Here is an 18,194-nt window from a genome sequence, read left to right as displayed (position 1 = left end):
CGCAGTTCCTCGCGCCCCTTCGGGGGCGCCCCCTAGCGGGCCACCTCGCGGATGAAGGCTTCCCAGGCGGCCCCGCCTATCACCAGGGCGGGGCCGCCTGGGACCTTGCTGTCCCGAACGGGGACGACCCCGTCACGTCCGTCAGCGACCTCGACGCAGTTGCCACCCTCGCCGTTGCTGTAACTGCTCTTGCGCCAGCGGGCGTTGCTCAGGTCGTACTCGCGCATCGTCTGAAGTCCTTAGCCGCCGATTCGATCCGGGCGAGGGACACCCCCGGCGACAGCGCGGCGCCCCTGAGCAGATCGTATGCGTGCTGCGCACGCTTCACTACGGCTGGATCGTCCAGCAGTTCGCCCCAAAACGAGGTCTCTGTATAGACCGTAGGCGGAGCATCGTCGAACTCCATAAGCCTGAGATCTCCAGTCATGGAGGCGCAGGCTCCTTCCGCGCGCGGCAGCACCAGCACCAGTGCCTTGCGCTCGCGTGCCAGCGCGGCGATGTGCTCCAGCTGCTCCGCCATCGCGACGCTGCCGCCGACCGGCACGGACAGCAGGTTCTCGTGCAGGATCGCCCAATACACAGGCCGTGCCGCGTCCGCGAGGATGCGTTGCCGGTCCAGCCGGGCGGACACCATGTCGTCGACGTACTCGTCGGCGGCGAACGGATTGGCCGCCAGGGTGACCGCCTTCGCGTACGGCGCTGTCTGCAACAGGCCCGGAACCACCGACGGAGCGAACTCGCAGATCTTTGTGGCCAGGGCCTCCAGGTCCGCGACGGCGGCGAAATAGTCCGCGTAGCGCTTGTCGTCGATCAACTTGCGCCAGGTACGTTCGAAAAAGCCCTCGGTTTGCAGGACCTCGTCGATCCGCTGAGCCACGTCCAACTGCGGCTTCCGAATGGCCTGTTCGAATTGGCCGATGTAGCCGCCGGACACAAAAACGCGGGCCCCCAACTCCACTTGGGTGAGGCCCGCGTTCTCGCGCCGTCGCTTTAACTCCGCCCCGAAGAACTCCCAGGCCGCCTGGCGTGACCCATGGGCACCTTTGGCCATGGATAACTCCCCTCCTCTGCGCCGACGTTGTAGAGCACAGACTCCTGCCAACAGTAGACGCACTGCGTCACGGTGGAGACACGAAGCGTGAAATTCAACGACTAAGGGGAGCCACGTGACGGCGAATGGAGCCACCGGCGAGTCGCACTCGCGGGCGTGTGTGGAAGAGGCGGAGGACACGGTGAAAGAATTGCGCGCTGCCCTGGAGAGGGCGGGAATGTCGTTGCCGTCGCTGCGGGTGGACCCGGCGACCGTCGCGCGGCAGGCGCCGTGCCCCCTGGTGGACCTCGGGCGGTGCTCGGTGGAGGCGGCGGCACGCCTCGCGGCCCTGCTGCCAGGCGCGGGGGTGCACCCATGAGGCTCCCCATCGGAACGTACGCGGTGGACACCCGGACCGGGAGGGTCGGCAGGGTGATGGGCCACGAGGGGCCGTACGTACAGCTGCGCCCGTACGGAGGCGGGCGGGAGTGGGACTGCGCCCCGGAGAAGCTCCGGACGGCGACGTCGGCGGAGCGCCTGCGCGCGGCGACGGCGTACGCGAACGCGCGGAGCAGGGGGGAGGTGCCTTGACTGCGGGCGTAAGCCCGGCTGGGGGAGTGCCCCGAAGGGGCGCGGGGAACTGCGCGATCAGCCCCAGCGAACTCGCAGGCGAGCAGGGGTGCCGCCAGGCCGGGCAGGGGGCCGGGGCCGCCCCGGCCCCGGTGCCCCCCGGGCATACGGGAGAATGGGCCCATGAGCCTGTTCCGTGACGACGGTGTCGTGCTGCGCACCCAGAAGCTGGGTGAGGCGGACCGCATCATCACGCTGCTCACGCGCGGGCACGGGCGGGTGCGGGCCGTGGCCCGCGGGGTGCGCAGGACGAAGTCGAAGTTCGGCGCGCGCCTGGAGCCGTTCTCGCACGTGGACGTGCAGTTCTTCGCGCGGGGCAGCGAGCTGATCGGGCGCGGCCTCCCGCTGTGCACGCAGAGCGAGACCATCGCTCCGTACGGTGGCGGCATCGTCACCGACTACGCCCGGTACACGGCGGGCACGGCGATGCTGGAGACGGCGGAGCGCTTCACCGACCACGAGGGCGAGCCCGCGGTGCAGCAGTACCTGCTGCTCGTCGGCGCTCTGCGGACGCTCGCGCGCGGCGAGCACGAGCCGCACCTCGTCCTCGACGCGTTCCTGCTGCGCTCGCTCGCCGTGAACGGCTACGCGCCGAGCTTCACCGACTGTGCCAAATGCGGCATGCCGGGCCCCAACCGCTTCTTTTCGGTCGCCGCGGGCGGCTCGATTTGCGTGGACTGCCGGGTGCCGGGCAGCGTCGTACCGTCGGCGGAGACCCTCGCGCACCTCGCGGCGCTCCTGACCGGTGACTGGCAGACGGCGGACGCCTGCGAGTCCCGGCACGCGCGGGAGGGCAGCGGGCTCGTATCGGCCTACCTGCACTGGCACTTGGAGCGCGGGCTGCGCTCGCTTCGGTACGTGGAGAAGTAGCCGCGGGCCACAGCGGCACGCAGCCCGCGAAGATCGCTAAGAACTGGAGTAGCTCCCCATGGCACGACGCGGAATCCTCGGACGGTCCCGCCGTGAGTACACCTCGCCCGAGCCCCACCCCTCGGGCGCGCGGCCGCCGAAGATCCCCGGCGAGCTCGTCCCGCAGCACGTCGCCGTCGTCATGGACGGCAACGGCCGGTGGGCCAAGGAGCGGGGCCTGCCGCGCACCGAAGGGCACAAGGTCGGCGCCGAGCGCGTCCTCGACGTCCTCCAGGGCGCGATCGAGATGGGCGTGGGGAGCATCTCCCTGTACGCCTTCTCCACCGAGAACTGGAAGCGCTCGCCCGACGAGGTCCGCTTCCTGATGAACTTCAACCGGGACTTCATCCGCAAGTCCCGCGACCAGCTCGACCGGCTCGGCGTGCGCGTGCGCTGGGTGGGCCGCATGCCCAAACTGTGGAAGTCCGTGGCCAACGAACTCCTGGTCGCCCAGGAGCAGACCAAGGACAACGACAAGCTGACGCTGTACTTCTGCATGAACTACGGCGGCCGCGCCGAGATCGCCGACGCCGCGAAGGCCCTCGCGGAGGACGTGCGCGCCGGGCGGCTCGACCCGTCCAAGGTGTCCGAGAAGACCCTCGCGAAGTACCTGTACTACCCGGACATGCCGGACGTGGACCTGTTCCTGCGCCCGAGCGGCGAGCAGCGCACCTCCAACTACCTGATCTGGCAGAGCGCGTACGCCGAGATGGTGTTCCAGGACGTCCTGTGGCCGGACTTCGACCGTCGCGACCTGTGGCGGGCGTGCCTGGAGTACGCCTCGCGCGACCGCCGCTTCGGCGGCGCGATCCCGAACGAGGACCAGCTCAAGAAGGGCTAGGCGCACGGCAGAGGGCCCGCACCGTCGTACTGACGGTGCGGGCCCTCGTGCGTGCCGCTACTTCTTGGCGCAGTCCGCACACGTACCGAAGATCTCGACCGTGTGCGCCACGTTCACATACCCGTGCTCCGCGGCGATGGCCTCCGCCCACTTCTCCACCGCCGGGCCCTCGACCTCCACGGCCTTGCCGCAGACGCGGCACACCAGGTGGTGGTGGTGCTCGCCGGTCGAGCAGCGGCGGTAGACCGCCTCGCCGTCGTTGGTCCGCAGGACGTCCACCTCGCCGGCGTCGGCGAGGGACTGGAGCGTGCGGTAGACCGTGGTCAGGCCGACCGAGTCGCCGCGGTGCTTGAGCATGTCGTGGAGGTCCTGCGCGCTGCGGAACTCGTCCACCTCGTCGAGAGCCGCAGCCACCGCGGCTCGTTGCCGTGTGGCCCGGCCTCGCACGGGGGGTCCCGCCGTCGTCACAGATGCCTCCTCAGCGCTCGTCCGCACAGTTGTCACAGGTCGTCTCTCGCCCCGCCATTGTGCCAGGTCGATACTCCACCGTGACCAGAGTGCTCTCGGACAGTGATCCGGCGCGGTCTGGACCATGCCTCTTCGATCACTGCCCCGACGGGAGCCGTCTCAGACCTTGACCCCGTCCGCCGTGCCTCGGGCGCCCGGCACGTCCGCCGTGCACGCCGCGTCCCCCCGGGCCGCGGACCGCGCCCTTCTGCGGGCGAGCGGCGCGGCCAGGATCGTCAGGGCGATGAACACCCCGATCGTCAGGAGCACGATCGTCGCGCCGGGCGGCACGTCCTGGTAGTACGAGGTGACCGTGCCGCCGATCGTCGCGGTGACGCCGATCGCCACCGCGATCGCGAACGTCGCCGCGAAGCTGCGGGTGAGCTGCTGCGCCGCCGCCACCGGGACCACCATCAGGGCCGACACGAGCAGCAGGCCCACCACGCGCATGGCGACGGTGACGGTGACCGCCGCGGTGACCGCGGTCAGGAGGTTGAGCGCGCGCACCGGCAGGCCCGTGACCCGCGCGAACTCCTCGTCCTGGCTCACCGCGAACAGCTGGCGGCGCAGCCCGACGGTCACCAGGACCACGAACGCGGCGAGCAGGCAGATCGCCGTCACGTCGTCCTGCGAGACGGTGGAGAGCGAGCCGAACAGATACGAGCTGAGGTTCGCGTTCGAACCGCCCGGCGCGAGGTTGATGAACATGACGCCGCCCGCCATGCCGCCGTAGAACAGCATCGCGAGGGCGATGTCGCCGCGCGTGCGGCCGTACCAGCGGATCAGCTCCATGATCACGGAGCCGACGACGGCGACGGCCGTCGCCATCCACACGGGAGACGTGGAGAGCAGGAAGCCGAGGCCGACGCCGGTCATCGCCACATGGCCGATTCCGTCGCCCATCAGGGCCTGGCGGCGCTGCACCAGATAGATGCCGACGGCCGGGGCCGTGATGCCGACGAGGACGGCCGCGAGCAGCGCCCGCTGCATGAACGCGTAGTTCAGGATTTCCATCGCCGGGTCCTCAGGTCAGCAGGCCGGTGCGGACGGGGGCCGCGTCGGCTTCGTGCGGATGTACGTGGTCGTGGCCGGGCAGCGCGTGCTGGCCCACGGCCTTCGGGGGCGGCCCGTCGTGCAGCACGCAGCCGTCGCGCAGCACCACCGCGCGGTCGATCAGCGGCTCCAGGGGGCCCAGCTCGTGCAGCACGAGCAGCACGGACGTGCCGCGCTCCACCTGGCGGCGCAGGGTGGCCGCGAGGACCTCCTGGCTGGCGAGGTCCACGCCCGCCATCGGCTCGTCCATGATCAGCAGGTCGGGCTCGGAGACCAGGGCGCGGGCGATGAGCACCCGCTGGTGCTGGCCGCCCGACAGGGCGTTCACGGAGTCCTTGGCCCGGTCGGCCATGCCGACCTGCTCCAGGGCGTCGCGCACGGCCTCCCGGTCGGCCTTGCGCAGCACGCCGAACCTGGTGCGCGAGAGGCGGCCGGAGGCCACGACCTCCGTGATGGTCGCGGGCACGCCGCCCGCGGCCGTGGTGCGCTGCGGTACGTAGCCCACGCGGGACCAGTCGCGGAAGCGGCGGCGCGGCGTGCCGAAGAGCTCGATCGCGCCGCCCGTCACCGGCACCTGGCCGATCACCGCGCGCACCGCGGTGGACTTGCCCGAGCCGTTCGCGCCGAGCAGCGCGACGACCTCGCCCGCGCCGACCGTCAGGTCGATGCCGCGCAGGACCGGGCGCGCGCCGAGCTCGGCGGTCACCCGGCGCAGGGATATGACGGGCTCACCCGCGCCGTCGCTGGCGTTGCCCATGTCGTGCCCCTTTCCGGAGGGGGTCGGCCCTCGGCCGGTGGTCACTTGGCGCCCAGCGCCGTGCGCAGGGACTTCAGGTTCGACCGCATCACCTGGACGTAGTCGTCACCCCGGGACTTCTCCGTGATGCCCTCGATCGGGTCGAGTACGTCCGTCTTGAGCCCGGTGTCGTCCGCGAGGGTCTTCGCGGTCTTGTCGCTGACGAGCGTCTCGTAGAACACCGTCGTCACGCCGTCGGCCTTCGCCATCTTCTGGAGCGCCCGCACGCGGTTCGCGCTCGGCTCGCCCTCGGGGTCGAGGCCCGAGATGGCCTCCTCGGTGAGGCCGTAGCGCTCGGCGAGGTAGCCGAAGGCCGCGTGCGTGGTGATGAAGACCTTGGTCTTGGTGTCCTTCAGGCCGTTCCTGAACTCCGTGTCGAGGCCCTTGAGCTTCTTCACCAGGGCCTCGGTGTTCTTCTCGTACGTGGCCCTGTGCTTGGGGTCGGCCTTCGCGAAGGCCTTGCCGACGCCCTCGGCGACCTCGCCGTACCTGACCGGATCCAGCCAGATGTGGGGGTCCTTGCCGCCGTGGTCGTGGCCGTGGTCGTGGCCCTCGTGACCCTCTTCTTCGCCTTCTTCGGGGTGTTCCTCGGCGTGGCCGCCCACCTCGGTGCCGTGCTTCTCCAGGCTGGTGAGGGTCGCCGCGTCGATCTTCGTCTTGACGGCGGACTGGCTGATCGCCTCGTCCACGTTCGGCTGGAGGCCCTTCAGGTAGAGGGCCGCGTCGGACTCCTCCAGCTGGGCGCGCTGCTTGGCGCTGATCTCCAGGTCGTGCGGCTCCTGGCCGGGCTCGGTGAGGCTGGTGACCTCGACGTGCTTCCCGCCGATCTGCTCCGCGAGGTACTGCATGGGGTAGAACGACGCCACCACGTCGAGCTTGCCCTTGTTGTTCGTGGCCGCGGGGTCGTCGGAGCCGCACGCCGAGAGGGTGGCGAGGGCGAGGGCCGTGGCGGCGGTGAGGGCGGTGCGGGGTATGAGGTGGCGTCGTACGTTCATGACACTCATTTTCAACAATTATGGAAACGATTGTCAACAAACCCCCGCCCCATGTGCCCGGCCTCACGCTGTGCGCCGCCGCGTGCGCCCTCGGCCGCCGTACGGGCCGGGAAAGGGGCGAAGGTGGAGGAGAGGGGCGGGTGGGTGGGAGGGAATCGGCCGGGGGGAGAACCGATTTGATCCGGGGGGTGCGGGCGCCGGTAACCTGAAGCATTCGCTCCTGGAGCCGCCGCCCACAGGGCGGCCGTTTCGTCGTCGTCGTAATGAAGAGAGCACCGTGGCCGCCGACAAGATCGACACCATCGTCAGCCTGAGCAAGCGCCGAGGCTTCGTCTTCCCCTGCAGCGAGATCTACGGCGGCCAGCGCGCCGCCTGGGACTACGGACCGCTGGGCGTCGAGCTGAAGGAGAACCTCAAGCGCCAGTGGTGGCGCTACATGGTCACCTCGCGGGAAGACGTCGTCGGCATCGACTCGTCCGTGATCCTGGCCACCGAGGTCTGGCAGGCCTCCGGTCACGTCGCCACCTTCACGGACCCGCTGACCGAGTGCACCTCCTGCCACAAGCGCTACCGCGCCGACCACCTGGAGGAGGCGTACGAGGAGAAGAAGGGCCGCGCCCCCGAGAGCCTCGCGGACATCAACTGCCCCAACTGCGGCACCAAGGGCCAGTTCACCGAGCCCAAGCAGTTCTCGGGCCTGCTCTCCACGCACCTCGGCCCGACCCAGGACTCCGGCTCGGTCGCGTATCTGCGCCCCGAGACCGCGCAGGGCATCTTCACCAACTTCTCCCAGGTGCAGACGACGTCGCGGCGCAAGCCTCCGTTCGGCATCGCCCAGATGGGCAAGTCGTTCCGCAACGAGATCACGCCCGGCAACTTCATCTTCCGCACCCGCGAGTTCGAGCAGATGGAGATGGAGTTCTTCGTCAAGCCGGGCGAGGACGAGAAGTGGCAGGAGTACTGGATGGAGCAGCGCTGGAACTGGTACACCGGTCTCGGCCTGAGCGAGGAGAACATGCGGTGGTACGAGCACCCGAAGGAAAAGCTCTCCCACTACTCCAAGCGCACCGCTGACATCGAGTACCGCTTCCAGTTCGGCGGCAGCGAGTGGGGCGAGCTGGAGGGCGTCGCCAACCGCACCGACTACGACCTGTCCGCGCACGCCAAGGCCTCCGGCCAGGACCTGTCGTACTTCGACCAGGAAGCCGGCGAGCGCTACACGCCGTACGTCATCGAGCCCGCGGCCGGTGTCGGCCGCACCATGCTCGCCTTCCTGCTCGACTCGTACTTCGAGGACGAGGCGCCCAACGCCAAGGGCAAGCTGGAGAAGCGCACGGTCATGCGCTTCGACCACCGCATCGCCCCGGTGAAGGCCGCGGTCCTGCCGCTGTCCCGCAACCCGGAGCTGTCCCCGAAGGCCAAGGGCCTGGCCGCCGCGCTCCGGCAGAACTGGAACATCGAGTTCGACGACGCGGGCGCCATCGGCCGCCGCTACCGCCGCCAGGACGAGATCGGCACGCCGTACTGCGTCACCGTCGACTTCGACACCCTTGAGGACAACGCGGTGACCGTGCGCGAGCGCGACACCATGAAGCAGGAGCGGGTCTCCCTCGACCAGATCGAGGGCTACCTCGCCACGCGTCTCGTCGGCTGCTGACGCGACCGCACCACTGCGCCACCGAGCCCCCGGTTCCTGGAACGGAACCGGGGGCTCCGGTGCACACTGAGGGCCATGCGGACGACGGCCACGCGCAAGGTCAGCAGATGGGACCAGCACGGGCGCGCCCACGTCGTGCGCCTGCACCGGGCGGGCGCACGGCGGCAGCTGGTCTGTGACACCTGCGGCTGGCACGCGCGGGCACGGTTCCTGCCCTGGCTCCAGGCCGAGGAACACCTGGAGCGCATCCACCAGGCGACGGTGAATCCGGCGGCCGGGCCCTAGGGGCCCGCCTTCGGGCCAGGCCTCAGGTTCCGGACCGCACGAGGGCCGCCGCCTTCTCGCCGATCACCAGCGCCGCCGCGTGCGTGTTCACGGACACGATCGACGGCATCACCGACGCGTCCGCCACGCGCAGGCCGCGCAGGCCCCGCACCCGCAGCTCCGGGTCGACCACCGCGTCCGCCCCCGTGCCCATCGCGCAGCTGCCCGCCAGATGGAAGTACGGTCCCGTCGCCGCCGTCAGGAACGCGCGCGTGCGCGCCTGGCCGGGCAGGACCTCCCGTGCTCCCCAGCGGGCGAGCGGCCCGGCGGCCGCGATCTCCCGCGCCACCTCGATGCCGTGCAGCATGCGCCGTACGTCGTCCTCGTCGGTCAGATAGCCCGGGTCGATCAGCGGCGGCGTGTCCGGGTCCGCGTCCGCGATCCGCACCGCGCCCCGGGAGCGCGGCACCGTGGCCACGCCGAGCGTGAAGCAGTTCTCCGGCGCCGCGAGCGTCGGCGGGTGGTACGGGACGTGGACGCACAGCACCTGCATGTCGGGGCCCGGCAGCGACGCCTCGCTGCGCCAGTGCAACGAGGCCTCCGACAGGTTCGCCCGGCCCGCAGGGATCGGCGGGTCCACCTCGAAGACCACCCCGCACAGCGGATGGTCCTGGAGCGCGCGGCCCACGCCCGGCAGGTCGTGGCACGGGTCGACGCCCGCCGCGCGCAGCTCGTCGGCGGGGCCGACGCCCGAGAGCAGCAGCAGCCGGGGCGAGTCGACGGCCCCCGCGCACACGATCACCTCGGCGCGCGCGTGCGCCGTGACCGGGGCGCCGCCGCGGAGGAACTCCACACCGGTGCACCGGTCGCCGTCGAGCAGGAGGCGGCGCGCGCGGGAGTCGGCGGACACGGTGAGGTTCGGCCGGGTGCCGTCCAGGGGGCGCAGATACGCGTCGGCGGCGCTCTGCCGCGCCCCGTCGGCGATCGTCAGGTCGGGCCAGCCGACGCCCTCCTGGGCCGCGCCGTTGAAGTCGTCGGTGCGCGCGTGGCCCGCCGCGACGGCGGCCTCGACGAAGGCCGCGGACAGCGGGTTGGCGTCCTCGGGCCGCACGGGCGCGACCCGCAGCGGGCCCGCGTCCCCGCGGTGGGCCCGGTCGCCGCCGGGCACCGACTCCATGCGCTTGAAGTGGGGGAGCAGGTCGTCGAAGCCCCAGCCCGCGCAGCCCGCCGCCGCCCAGCGGTCGTAGTCCGCGCGGTGCCCGCGCAGGAACACCAGGCCGTTGACGGCGCTCGACCCGCCGAGCGTCCGGCCCCTCGGGCACGGCAGCGAGATCCCGCCGACACCCGGCTGCGGCACCGTCCGGTAGCCGTGGTCGGCGTCGCCGCCCATGAGCGAGGGCCACGCGTACGGCGTCGCGAGGTCCGCCTTGGGGCGCTCGGGGCCCGCTTCGAGGAGCAGCACGGTGCGGTCCCGCTGCTCGCTGAGCCGGGCCGCGACGACACATCCGGCGGATCCGGCCCCCACGACGACGTAGTCGTACTCCGTCGCCAACTCCCTTGCCCCTAAAGCCACTTGGCCCCTCCTGTCTGCCTGGGTGATGGGTGGGGCCAGGCAATCAGGAGGGGCGGCCGGGGCGCAGCGAAACGCCGAAAACGCAGGGGATTCAGGGGCGGAGGGCCGCCAGCGTCAGGTCGACGACCGCCGCGAAGGCCTCGTCGATGCCGGGCGTGAACCACTCGCGGGAGTAGCCCGGGTCGTGGAACCGGCCGGTGGCGTCGAAGACCGCGCGGGCCGTGAGCCCCGCGTCCGCGACGGGCGAGGCCAACTCGCCCCGGGCGACGCCCTCCTCGACGATCACGCGCAGGTGGGAGACCAGGTCGGCGATGTGCGCCTCCACCACGCCGCTGTTCTCGCCGAGCAGGACCTCGTACGTGGCGAACAGCTCCGGGTCGTCGCCCGCCTTCCTGCGCTTGGCCGCGAACAGCACCGTGAACCAGCGGCGCAGCCGCTCGTCCGCGGGCGCCGAGCGGTCGTCCACGACGCGCTGGAGCTCGGCCGTCGTCCGGTCCAGCCAGCGCTCGGTGACCGCCTCCCGCAGCGCCGCCTTCGTACGGAAGTGGCGGTACACGGCGGCGTGGCTGACGCCGAGCGCGCGGGCCACGTCCACCACGGTGGCCTTCGCGGCCCCGTGGCGGCGCAGCACGTCCTCGGTGGTGGCGAGGATGCGCTCGGCGGTCAGGGTCTCGGTCGTAGCCATGGCCAAGACGGTACCCGGCGCCTTCGGCGCCCTCGTCAGCGCTCGCTGTCGAGGTGTGCCATCTGTGCCTCGGGGTAGCGGTCGCCCGCGGCCGCGCCCGCGGGCACGGCCTCCTCGACGGCGGCCAGGTCGGCGGCGTCGAACCGGACGTCCAGGGCGCCGAGGGCCTCGGTGAGGCGGTCCCGGCGGCGGGCGCCGACCAGCGGCACGACGCTCGCGCCGAACCGCGGGCCCTGGGCGAGCACCCAGGCGATCGCGGTCTGCGCGACGCTCACGCCCTTCGCCTCCGCGATCTTGCGCAGGGCGTCGACGAGGTCGAGGTTGCGCTGGAGGTTCTCGCCCTGGAAGCGGGGGCTGACGCCGCGGAAGTCGTTCGCGGCGAGCTTGCGGTCGCGCGCGAAGTGCCCGGAGATCAGGCCGCGCGAGAGCACGCCGTACGCGGTGACGCCGATGCCGAGCTCGGCGGCGGTGGGCAGGATCTCGTCCTCGATGCCGCGCGAGATCAGGGAGTACTCGATCTGGAGGTCCGAGATCGGTGCGACGGCGGCGGCCCGGCGCAGCGTGTCGGCGCCGACCTCGGACAGCCCGATGTGCCGCACGTGGCCCTTCTCGACCAGCTCGGCGATGGCGCCGACGGTCTCCTCGATCGGCACGGTCTCGTCGACGCGGGCGATGCGGTACACGTCGATGTGGTCGACGCCGAGGCGCTGGAGCGAGTACGCGGCGAAGTTCTTCACCGCGGCGGGCCGCCCGTCGTAGCCGGCCCAGCCGCCGTCCGGGTCCCGAAGGGCGCCGAACTTCACGCTGGTGAGCGCCTTCTCGCGGTGCGCGGCGGGCGCGGTGCGCAGGGCTTCGCCGATGAGCAGCTCGTTGTGGCCCATGGCGTAGAAGTCGCCGGTGTCCAGCAGGGTGACGCCCGCGTCGAGCGCGGCGTGGACGGTGGCGATCGACTCGCCCCGGTCCGCCTCGCCGTACAGCGCGGACATCCCCATGCAGCCGAGACCGAGAGCGGAGGAAACGGGACCGGTGCTGCCGAGCTTCAGGGTGCGCATGAGGGCTCCTGGGGGTGTGCTGGGTAGGGGACGGCGTCACGGTCCCGGGGGAGGACCGACCAAGCGCCGCACCTCCAGCATGCACCCTCCGGTTACAGATTTCAAGTTCTGTAATCTGTAACTTGTCGCCCGGGGCCGCAGCTCCCGCGGCCCTGGCGGAACCTGCGCGTGGCGCCGGGCCGCAGCGGTAGGCTCCGGAACCGGAGAGGCACGGGCCGATGGAGGAGACGACATGAGCACCGCCGCTACCGACTCGCCCGGCATCCCGCCCATGCCGGAGAGAACTCCCAAGGCCCTCCGCGACGCCATCGCCCAGTACGCACCGCGGCTGCTCCCCGACTTCGACGCGCACTGGAAGCGGGCGATCGCCGACACGTACGACCTCGGCCCTGTGCCCGCGTTCATGGCCCGCTGGTGGGGTGAGTACGCCATCGCCCGAGACCCGCACCTGGACGCCCACCTGACGGATCTCGAAGCACGCGCCACCGAGGCCACGGACGTCGCCGAAGCCGGGAAGCTCCTGGAGGAGGCGTCCAACATCCGCCACATGGCCGCCCGCACGGAGCCCGGCCAATGAGCGACGGCGGGTTCTTCGGGCCTCCCTGGCAGATGGACTGGACCCTCAAGGCGCAAGCCGCGCGCGACGCCCTCCGGTACGTCTTCATGCACCGCGTGGACGATCCGCAGATCGTCGTCGAGGAGATCTTCTGGCAGTGACGCCTGCCTCGACGGCGTGGGCGGTGCCGCGTTCGGTGGGGCGGATCCGTACCGAGTGGCGGTCGCTGCTCCCGCGGACGCGGAGGGGGGCCTCGGCCGGCCCCGTCAGGTGGGCCTGGACGCCTGGGGTGCCCCGTCCGGCTCCGGGGCCAGGCGGTCCGCCGTGCGCCCGGCCGTGGCGCGGGCCCACCGGCCGCTGGTCAGGGCGCCCACGACGAGCACCGCGACACCGCAGCCCGTGATGATCCACCAGGCCGGGCGGCTCGCCGCCGTGAAGTCCCGCGCGTACGACGACGTGACGCCGGAGGCCAGGACCGCGCCGATCACCGCGACGCCGAGGGTCTGGCCGATCTGGCGGCTGGTGGAGGCCACGGCGGCGGCCACCCCGGCCTGGGCGCGGGGCATCCCGGCCACGGCGGTGTTGGTGATGGGCGCGTTCACGACGCCGAAGCCGATGCCGAAGAGGACATAGGCGAGGAGGCGGGTGGCGGGCTCGTCCGCCGCGTCGAAGGCGGCGAAGAGGACACCGGACGCCGTCATGGCGACGCCCGCGACCAGGAGCGACGGCCGGGGGCCCCGGCTGCCGACCAGGCGCCCGGAGAGCGGGGCGCACACCAGGGTCATCGCCGCCATGGGCAGCATCCACAGGCCCGCGTGCAGCGCGTCCAGGCCGCGTACGTCCTGGAGGTAGAGGGTGGACAGGAACAGGAAGCCGCCCAGCGCGGCGAACGCGCTGATCGCGATGACCGTGGCCCCGCTGAACGGCGCCGAGCGGAAGAACCGCAGGTCGATGAGGGGCTCCGCGCGGCGCGGCTCGTACAGGAGCAGCCCCGCGAGCGCCGCGGCCGCGGTGCCCCCGCACAGCATGATCAGCGGCGAGGTCCAGCCCGCCGTGGGCGCCTCGATGATCGCGTAGGTGAGGGCGCCGAGCAGCAGCATCACCAGGACCTGCCCGACCGGGTCGGCGCGGCGCGGCTTCGGCGCGCGGGACTCCGGGACGTACCGGGTGGTCAGGAACAGCGCGACGAGGCCCACCGGCAGGTTCACCCAGAAGATCGCGCGCCAGCCCACCGCGTCCACGAGCAGGCCGCCCACCAGCGGGCCCGCCGCCATGGAGATGCCGACGACCCCGCCCCACACCCCGATGGCCCGGGCCCGCTCGCGCGGCTCGGTGAAGGTGTTCGTGATGATCGACATGGCGACGGGGTTGAGCATGGAACCGCCCACCGCCTGGATCATGCGGAAGGCGACGAGCGACTCCAGGTTCGGGGCGAGGGAGCACAGCACCGAGCCGAGGGTGAAGACGGCGAGCCCCGCCTGGAACACCCGGCGGCGCCCGACGCGGTCCCCCGTCGAGCCCGCCAGCATCAGGAGCGAGGCGAGGACCAGGGTGTACGCGTCGACCGTCCACTGCATGCCCGAGATGCTGGTGTCGAACTCCCTGGCCATGGTGGGCAGGGCGACGTTCAGGATGGTGTTGTCCAGGCTCACGATCAGCAGGCTCATGCAGCAGATCGCGAGCACCAGTTGGCGGCGCCGGGGGCTCAGCTCGGACTCGGGCATACAGCCGACGGTATCCCCGGGGCGGGTGCCGCGCCCCGGGCGGCCCGGGGCTCAGCCCGGGTCGCGCGCCGGCCTGAGGCCCAGCGCGGCCAGGCCGAGCAGGCCCGCGAGCTGCGCGCCGAGCACGATCGCGAACGCGCCGCGCAGGCCGAGGCCCGGCTCCAGGGCCAGGAACAGCGAGCCGAGCGTGGCGACCCCGACGGCCAGGCCCGACTGCTGGGCGGTCGCCGCGAGACCGCTGCCCGCGCCCGCCCGCGCCGGGGGCACGGCGGCCAGCAGCACGCGGTAGTACAGCGGCAGCTGGATGCCCTGGCCGAGGCCGCACAGGAGCAGACCGGGGGCGAGCGTCAGCGGGCTGAGCGCGGACCACGGGGCCCACAGGACGGTGGCGGCGAGCACGGTGAGGCCCGCGCCGTGCACCAGGGCGCACAGGGGCAGGGTGCGGGCGCCGAACCGGTTCACCACGCGCGGCAGCAGCAGGGACGCGCCGAACTGCGCGAGCCCCATGGGGATCAGCGTCAGGCCCGCCTTCAGGGCGCCGTAGCCGAGCCCCTCCTGGAGCGTCACGGCGCTGACGAACATGAAGCCGCTGAAGCCGATGAAGATCGGGGCGCCGATCAGCAGACCCCGTACGACCCCCGGCTCGCGCAGCAGCGACAGGGGAAGGAGCGGGCTGCCGCCGGTGCGCTCCGCGCGCCGCTCCACGGCGGCGAACGCCCGGATCAGCAGGGGTGCGGCAAGGAGCGTGAGCACCGACCACAGCGGCCAGCCCGCCGAGCGGCCCTCGGTCAGCGGCAGCAGCAGCGCGAGCAGCGCGGCGGCAAGGAGCACGGTGCCGCCGACGTCGCCGCGCCCCGGCTGCCCGGCCCGGCTGTCCGGCACCGACCGCAGCGCGAGCGGCCACGCGAGCGCGACGGCCGGCACGTTGATCAGGAACGCCATGCGCCAGCCGGTCCCCGCGAGGTCGGCCGACACCAGGACCCCGCCGAGCACCTGCCCGAGCACCATCGCGAGCCCGCTCACCGCCCCGTACAGGGCGACGGCCCGCGCGCGCCGCTCGCCGCGCGTCGTCGCGTGGAGGGTGGCGAGCACCTGCGGAAGCAGCAGCGCGGACGCGGCGCCCTGCGCGGCCCTGAACGCCACGAGCGACCAGGCGTCGGGGGCGACACCGCAGGCCAGCGAGGTCACCCCGAACCCGGCGACGCCCCACAGGAACAGCCTGCGCCGCCCGTACGCGTCCCCGAGCCTGCCGCCGAGGACCAGCAGCACGGCGTACGCGACGGCGTACCCGGCGGCGATCATCTCCAGGGCGGACGGGGAGGCGCCCAGATCGCGCTCGATGTCGGGCAGGGCCACGTTGACGACGAAGAAGTCGGTGCTCGGCAGGGAGGCGCCGAGCAGGAGGGCGAACAGGCCCAGGGCGCTGAGCGCGGGAGCCGGGGCCGGGACGGCCGCGGCGGTCCCGGTCGTGGTGGTCGTGGTGGTCGTGGTGGGAGCTGTGGGAGCTGTGGGAGCTGTGGGAGCTGTGGGAGCTGTGGGAGTTGTGGTGTGCGGCGTCGTAGGAGTCGTTGTGCGAGTCACGGATACGACGATGAGCAGTCGCCAAGACGGGTACCAGAGTGTCTTTATCCTGGTAGTAGACGCACCTGGCAACGGGGCGCGGGCTGCGCGAGGCTGGGAGCGTGACCATGGCCATGACCGCAGAGCCGCTGACGCCCACGGGGCCCGTCGCGGACGACGCCACCCGCAGGCGGGAGCTCGCCGCCTTCCTGCGCAGCCGCCGCGAGCGGATCACGCCCGAGCAGACGGGCCTGCCGCGCGGCACCCGGCGGCGCACGCCCGGCCTGCGCCGCGAGGAGGTCGCGCAGCTCTCCGCGGTGGGCGTCACCTGGTACACGTGGCTGGAGCAGGGGCGGCCCATCCGGGTCTCCGCGCAGGTCCTCGACGCCATCGCCCGCGCCCTGCTCATGGACCAGACCGAGCGCGGCCACCTCTTCGCGCTCGCCGGCGTGGTCGACCCGCGCCCCGAGACCGAGTGCCCCCTCGTCACCGGCACCGCCCTGCGTCTGATGCACCGCATGGCGCCCTACCCGGCGACCCTGCAGAACGCCCGCTACGACGTCCTCGCCCACAACGGCCCCTTCGCGCAGGTCTTCGGCGAGCTGACCGAGCTGCCGCCCCGGGAGCGCAACTGCCTGTGGCTGCTCGTCACCAGCAAGCGCTGGCGCGAGACCTTCCTCGACCGGGACGAGATGCTGCGCGACCTGATCGCGAAGTTCCGCGCGGGCATGGCCGAGCACGTGGCCGAGCCCGCCTGGAAGGAGCGGCTCGACGGGCTGCTCAAGGAGTCGGCGGAGTTCCGCGAGCTGTGGCGGCGCCATGAGCTGGGTGCGATGTCACCGCACGTCAAACGCTATGAGCACCCCCAGGTGGGGCTGCTCAGCCTGGAGCACCGCACGATGTGGTTCGCGCCGGAGTCGCAGGCCTACCGCCTCGTCGCGTACGTGCCCGCCGACGACGGCACCGAGGAGCGCCTGGAGCGGCTCGCGGAGCTGGCCAAGGGGCCGGGCGGAGCCTGAGGAACCGGCCCGGCGGGGCCCGGGGGGCGGGCCGGTCGCGGGCCCGGGACCGGCGGGTCGCGGGCTGAGGGACAATGGATGCTTGCCCGCTCCTCATCGAGAGTCCCGCACGTTCCCGGAGAGCCGCCCGATGTCCCAGCCGCAGACCGCACCGTCGACGCTGTCGATCGGTCCCCACCTGGTGCAGCCGCCCGTCGTGCTCGCGCCCATGGCGGGGATCACGAACGCGCCGTTCCGGACCCTGTGCCGGGAGTTCAGCGGCGGCAAGGGCCTCTTCGTCAGCGAGATGATCACGACGCGTGCGCTCGTCGAGCGCAACGAGAAGACCATGCAGCTGATCCACTTCGACGCGAGCGAGAAGCCGCGCTCGATCCAGCTGTACGGCGTCGACCCGGCCACCGTCGGCAAGGCCGTCCGCATGATCGCGGAAGAGGACCTCGCCGACCACATCGACCTCAACTTCGGCTGTCCGGTCCCCAAGGTCACGCGCAAGGGCGGCGGCTCCGCGCTGCCGTACAAGCGCCACCTGCTGCGCGCGATCCTCAAGGAGGCCGTGAGCGGGGCGGGCGACCTGCCGGTCACGATGAAGATGCGCAAGGGCATCGACGACGACCACATCACGTACCTGGACGCGGGGCGCATCGCCGTGGAGGAGGGCGTCACCGCGATCGCCCTGCACGGGCGGACGGCCGCGCAGCACTACGGCGGCACCGCGGACTGGTCCGCGATCGCCCGCCTCAAGGAGCACGTCCCCGAGATCCCCGTCCTCGGCAACGGCGACATCTGGTCGGCGGCGGACGCCGTGCGCATGATGCGCGAGACCGGGTGCGACGGCGTGGTCGTCGGGCGCGGCTGCCTGGGGCGGCCGTGGCTGTTCGGCGACCTGGTGGCGGCCTTCGAGGGCCGTACGGAGGACCTGGCGCGGCCCACGCTGCGGACCGTCGCCGACGTCATGGTCCGGCACGCCGGGCTCCTCGGTGAGTGGATCGGGGACGAGGCGCGGGGCGTCATCGACTTCCGCAAGCACGTGGCCTGGTACCTCAAGGGGTTCTCGGTCGGCTCCGAGATGCGCAAGCGCCTCGCGATCACGTCGTCCCTCGCGGAGCTCCGGGGCGGGCTCGACGAGCTGGACCTGGACCAGGCGTGGCCCGACGGGGCGGACGGGCCGCGCGGGCGGACCTCCGGCAACAACCGGGTGGTCCTGCCGGACGGGTGGCTCCGCGACCCCTACGACTGCGCGGGCGTCTCCGAGGAAGCCGAACTGGACACCTCGGGCGGCTGACGGCTTCCCGCTGGACCGGCCTCCCCCTGTGACCACCCGTCCCGCCCAGCGGGACGATTGC

The 18,194-nt window shown here is 72.3% G+C and carries 21 protein-coding genes; 10 read left to right on the top strand and 11 right to left on the bottom strand.

Annotated features, from left to right (window positions below; translation table 11 throughout):
- Positions 1-32: 32 nt before the first annotated feature.
- Together MQV74_RS14950 and MQV74_RS14945 are read right to left on the bottom strand one after the other, a co-directional pair.
- Positions 33-227, bottom strand: a complete 195-nt coding sequence (locus tag MQV74_RS14950) for a DUF397 domain-containing protein (RefSeq protein ID WP_138959637.1) — start codon at positions 225-227, stop codon at positions 33-35.
- Positions 209-1,051, bottom strand: a complete 843-nt coding sequence (locus MQV74_RS14945; RefSeq protein ID WP_242717887.1) for a helix-turn-helix domain-containing protein — start codon at positions 1,049-1,051, stop codon at positions 209-211. The genes MQV74_RS14950 and MQV74_RS14945 overlap by 19 nt, the downstream gene beginning before the upstream one ends.
- A gap of 115 nt (positions 1,052-1,166) precedes the next feature.
- Between MQV74_RS14945 and MQV74_RS14940 the strand changes: the two genes are divergently transcribed.
- From MQV74_RS14940 to MQV74_RS14925, 4 genes are all read left to right on the top strand, one after another.
- Entirely contained in the window at positions 1,167-1,409 is a 243-nt protein-coding gene (locus MQV74_RS14940; RefSeq protein WP_242717885.1) for a hypothetical protein, read from the top strand.
- Positions 1,406-1,621 (top strand): hypothetical protein, encoded by a 216-nt coding sequence (locus tag MQV74_RS14935; protein WP_030674182.1) that lies wholly within the window; start codon positions 1,406-1,408, stop codon positions 1,619-1,621. Before MQV74_RS14940 ends, MQV74_RS14935 begins: the two co-directional genes overlap by 4 nt.
- 162 nt (positions 1,622-1,783) lie before the next feature.
- Positions 1,784-2,530 carry a DNA repair protein RecO gene (recO, locus tag MQV74_RS14930; RefSeq protein WP_242717883.1) on the top strand — a complete coding sequence of 249 codons (747 nt, stop codon included), beginning with the start codon at positions 1,784-1,786 and terminating at the stop codon, positions 2,528-2,530.
- Between the two features lie 58 nt (positions 2,531-2,588).
- Positions 2,589-3,410 (top strand): isoprenyl transferase, encoded by an 822-nt coding sequence (locus MQV74_RS14925; RefSeq protein ID WP_172386326.1) that lies wholly within the window; start codon positions 2,589-2,591, stop codon positions 3,408-3,410.
- Between the two features lie 57 nt (positions 3,411-3,467).
- Here MQV74_RS14925 and MQV74_RS14920 read toward each other — a convergent pair whose 3' ends face one another.
- The 4 genes from MQV74_RS14920 to MQV74_RS14905 form a co-directional block, all read right to left on the bottom strand.
- Positions 3,468-3,878 (bottom strand): Fur family transcriptional regulator, encoded by a 411-nt coding sequence (locus MQV74_RS14920; RefSeq protein WP_242717881.1) that lies wholly within the window; start codon positions 3,876-3,878, stop codon positions 3,468-3,470.
- Between the two features lie 159 nt (positions 3,879-4,037).
- Entirely contained in the window at positions 4,038-4,931 is an 894-nt protein-coding gene (locus MQV74_RS14915; RefSeq protein ID WP_242717879.1) for a metal ABC transporter permease, read from the bottom strand.
- A gap of 10 nt (positions 4,932-4,941) precedes the next feature.
- On the bottom strand, positions 4,942-5,727 hold the full coding sequence (locus MQV74_RS14910) for a metal ABC transporter ATP-binding protein (RefSeq protein WP_242717877.1): 786 nt from the start codon (positions 5,725-5,727) through the stop codon (positions 4,942-4,944).
- Between the two features lie 41 nt (positions 5,728-5,768).
- Positions 5,769-6,761 (bottom strand): metal ABC transporter substrate-binding protein, encoded by a 993-nt coding sequence (locus MQV74_RS14905; protein ID WP_242717875.1) that lies wholly within the window; start codon positions 6,759-6,761, stop codon positions 5,769-5,771.
- A 277-nt stretch (positions 6,762-7,038) separates the two neighbouring features.
- Between MQV74_RS14905 and MQV74_RS14900 the strand changes: the two genes are divergently transcribed.
- Complete coding sequence (locus MQV74_RS14900) at positions 7,039-8,418, top strand: glycine--tRNA ligase (RefSeq protein WP_242717873.1); 1,380 nt, start codon at positions 7,039-7,041, stop codon at positions 8,416-8,418.
- A 75-nt stretch (positions 8,419-8,493) separates the two neighbouring features.
- Positions 8,494-8,703 (top strand): hypothetical protein, encoded by a 210-nt coding sequence (locus MQV74_RS14895; RefSeq protein ID WP_242717871.1) that lies wholly within the window; start codon positions 8,494-8,496, stop codon positions 8,701-8,703.
- 22 nt (positions 8,704-8,725) lie between these two features.
- Here MQV74_RS14895 and MQV74_RS14890 read toward each other — a convergent pair whose 3' ends face one another.
- The 3 genes from MQV74_RS14890 to MQV74_RS14880 all read right to left on the bottom strand — a co-directional run bounded on the left by MQV74_RS14890 (position 8,726) and on the right by MQV74_RS14880 (position 11,992).
- Positions 8,726-10,255: a GMC family oxidoreductase gene (locus MQV74_RS14890; protein ID WP_242717869.1), complete on the bottom strand. Its 1,530-nt coding sequence runs from the start codon at positions 10,253-10,255 to the stop codon at positions 8,726-8,728.
- Positions 10,256-10,346: 91 nt separating this feature from the next.
- Positions 10,347-10,940 (bottom strand): TetR family transcriptional regulator, encoded by a 594-nt coding sequence (locus MQV74_RS14885; protein WP_242717867.1) that lies wholly within the window; start codon positions 10,938-10,940, stop codon positions 10,347-10,349.
- 35 nt (positions 10,941-10,975) lie between these two features.
- The gene (locus MQV74_RS14880; protein ID WP_242717865.1) at positions 10,976-11,992 is read right to left on the bottom strand and encodes an aldo/keto reductase; all 1,017 of its coding nucleotides are present in this window, start codon (positions 11,990-11,992) and stop codon (positions 10,976-10,978) included.
- 232 nt (positions 11,993-12,224) lie between these two features.
- Between MQV74_RS14880 and MQV74_RS14875 the strand changes: the two genes are divergently transcribed.
- Entirely contained in the window at positions 12,225-12,569 is a 345-nt protein-coding gene (locus MQV74_RS14875; protein WP_242717863.1) for a DUF6247 family protein, read from the top strand.
- On the top strand, positions 12,566-12,709 hold the full coding sequence (locus MQV74_RS14870; RefSeq protein WP_242717861.1) for a hypothetical protein: 144 nt from the start codon (positions 12,566-12,568) through the stop codon (positions 12,707-12,709). The genes MQV74_RS14875 and MQV74_RS14870 overlap by 4 nt, the downstream gene beginning before the upstream one ends.
- Before the next feature lie 105 nt (positions 12,710-12,814).
- Here MQV74_RS14870 and MQV74_RS14865 read toward each other — a convergent pair whose 3' ends face one another.
- Both MQV74_RS14865 and MQV74_RS14860 read right to left on the bottom strand, forming a co-directional pair.
- On the bottom strand, positions 12,815-14,272 hold the full coding sequence (locus MQV74_RS14865; RefSeq protein WP_242717859.1) for an MFS transporter: 1,458 nt from the start codon (positions 14,270-14,272) through the stop codon (positions 12,815-12,817).
- A 51-nt stretch (positions 14,273-14,323) separates the two neighbouring features.
- Positions 14,324-15,853: an MFS transporter gene (locus MQV74_RS14860; RefSeq protein WP_242717857.1), complete on the bottom strand. Its 1,530-nt coding sequence runs from the start codon at positions 15,851-15,853 to the stop codon at positions 14,324-14,326.
- A gap of 107 nt (positions 15,854-15,960) precedes the next feature.
- Between MQV74_RS14860 and MQV74_RS14855 the strand changes: the two genes are divergently transcribed.
- Positions 15,961-16,851 carry a helix-turn-helix transcriptional regulator gene (locus MQV74_RS14855; RefSeq protein ID WP_242717855.1) on the top strand — a complete coding sequence of 297 codons (891 nt, stop codon included), beginning with the start codon at positions 15,961-15,963 and terminating at the stop codon, positions 16,849-16,851.
- Positions 16,852-16,981: 130 nt separating this feature from the next.
- On the top strand, positions 16,982-18,133 hold the full coding sequence (gene dusB / locus MQV74_RS14850) for a tRNA dihydrouridine synthase DusB (RefSeq protein WP_138959622.1): 1,152 nt from the start codon (positions 16,982-16,984) through the stop codon (positions 18,131-18,133).
- The last annotated feature ends 61 nt before the right edge of the window (positions 18,134-18,194 follow it).

The sequence above is a fragment of the Streptomyces sp. AN091965 genome, from assembly GCF_022698285.1.
GTDB lineage: Bacteria > Actinomycetota > Actinomycetes > Streptomycetales > Streptomycetaceae > Streptomyces.
This window is presented reverse-complemented; position numbering and strand designations above follow the sequence as displayed.

Excerpts from the sequence above, each read along its gene's own strand:
- MQV74_RS14950 (WP_138959637.1), bottom strand. The coding sequence starts at position 227 with ATGCGCGAGTACGACCTGAGCAACGCCCGCTGGCGCAAGAGCAGTTAC.
- MQV74_RS14945 (WP_242717887.1), bottom strand. The coding sequence starts at position 1,051 with ATGGCCAAAGGTGCCCATGGGTCACGCCAGGCGGCCTGGGAGTTCTTC.
- MQV74_RS14935 (WP_030674182.1), top strand. The coding sequence starts at position 1,406 with ATGAGGCTCCCCATCGGAACGTACGCGGTGGACACCCGGACCGGGAGG.
- recO (WP_242717883.1), top strand. The coding sequence starts at position 1,784 with ATGAGCCTGTTCCGTGACGACGGTGTCGTGCTGCGCACCCAGAAGCTG.
- MQV74_RS14925 (WP_172386326.1), top strand. The coding sequence starts at position 2,589 with ATGGCACGACGCGGAATCCTCGGACGGTCCCGCCGTGAGTACACCTCG.
- MQV74_RS14915 (WP_242717879.1), bottom strand. The coding sequence starts at position 4,931 with ATGGAAATCCTGAACTACGCGTTCATGCAGCGGGCGCTGCTCGCGGCC.
- MQV74_RS14910 (WP_242717877.1), bottom strand. The coding sequence starts at position 5,727 with ATGGGCAACGCCAGCGACGGCGCGGGTGAGCCCGTCATATCCCTGCGC.
- MQV74_RS14905 (WP_242717875.1), bottom strand. The coding sequence starts at position 6,761 with ATGAACGTACGACGCCACCTCATACCCCGCACCGCCCTCACCGCCGCC.
- MQV74_RS14895 (WP_242717871.1), top strand. The coding sequence starts at position 8,494 with ATGCGGACGACGGCCACGCGCAAGGTCAGCAGATGGGACCAGCACGGG.
- MQV74_RS14885 (WP_242717867.1), bottom strand. The coding sequence starts at position 10,940 with ATGGCTACGACCGAGACCCTGACCGCCGAGCGCATCCTCGCCACCACC.
- MQV74_RS14880 (WP_242717865.1), bottom strand. The coding sequence starts at position 11,992 with ATGCGCACCCTGAAGCTCGGCAGCACCGGTCCCGTTTCCTCCGCTCTC.
- MQV74_RS14875 (WP_242717863.1), top strand. The coding sequence starts at position 12,225 with ATGAGCACCGCCGCTACCGACTCGCCCGGCATCCCGCCCATGCCGGAG.
- MQV74_RS14870 (WP_242717861.1), top strand. The coding sequence starts at position 12,566 with ATGAGCGACGGCGGGTTCTTCGGGCCTCCCTGGCAGATGGACTGGACC.
- MQV74_RS14865 (WP_242717859.1), bottom strand. The coding sequence starts at position 14,272 with ATGCCCGAGTCCGAGCTGAGCCCCCGGCGCCGCCAACTGGTGCTCGCG.
- MQV74_RS14855 (WP_242717855.1), top strand. The coding sequence starts at position 15,961 with ATGGCCATGACCGCAGAGCCGCTGACGCCCACGGGGCCCGTCGCGGAC.
- dusB (WP_138959622.1), top strand. The coding sequence starts at position 16,982 with ATGTCCCAGCCGCAGACCGCACCGTCGACGCTGTCGATCGGTCCCCAC.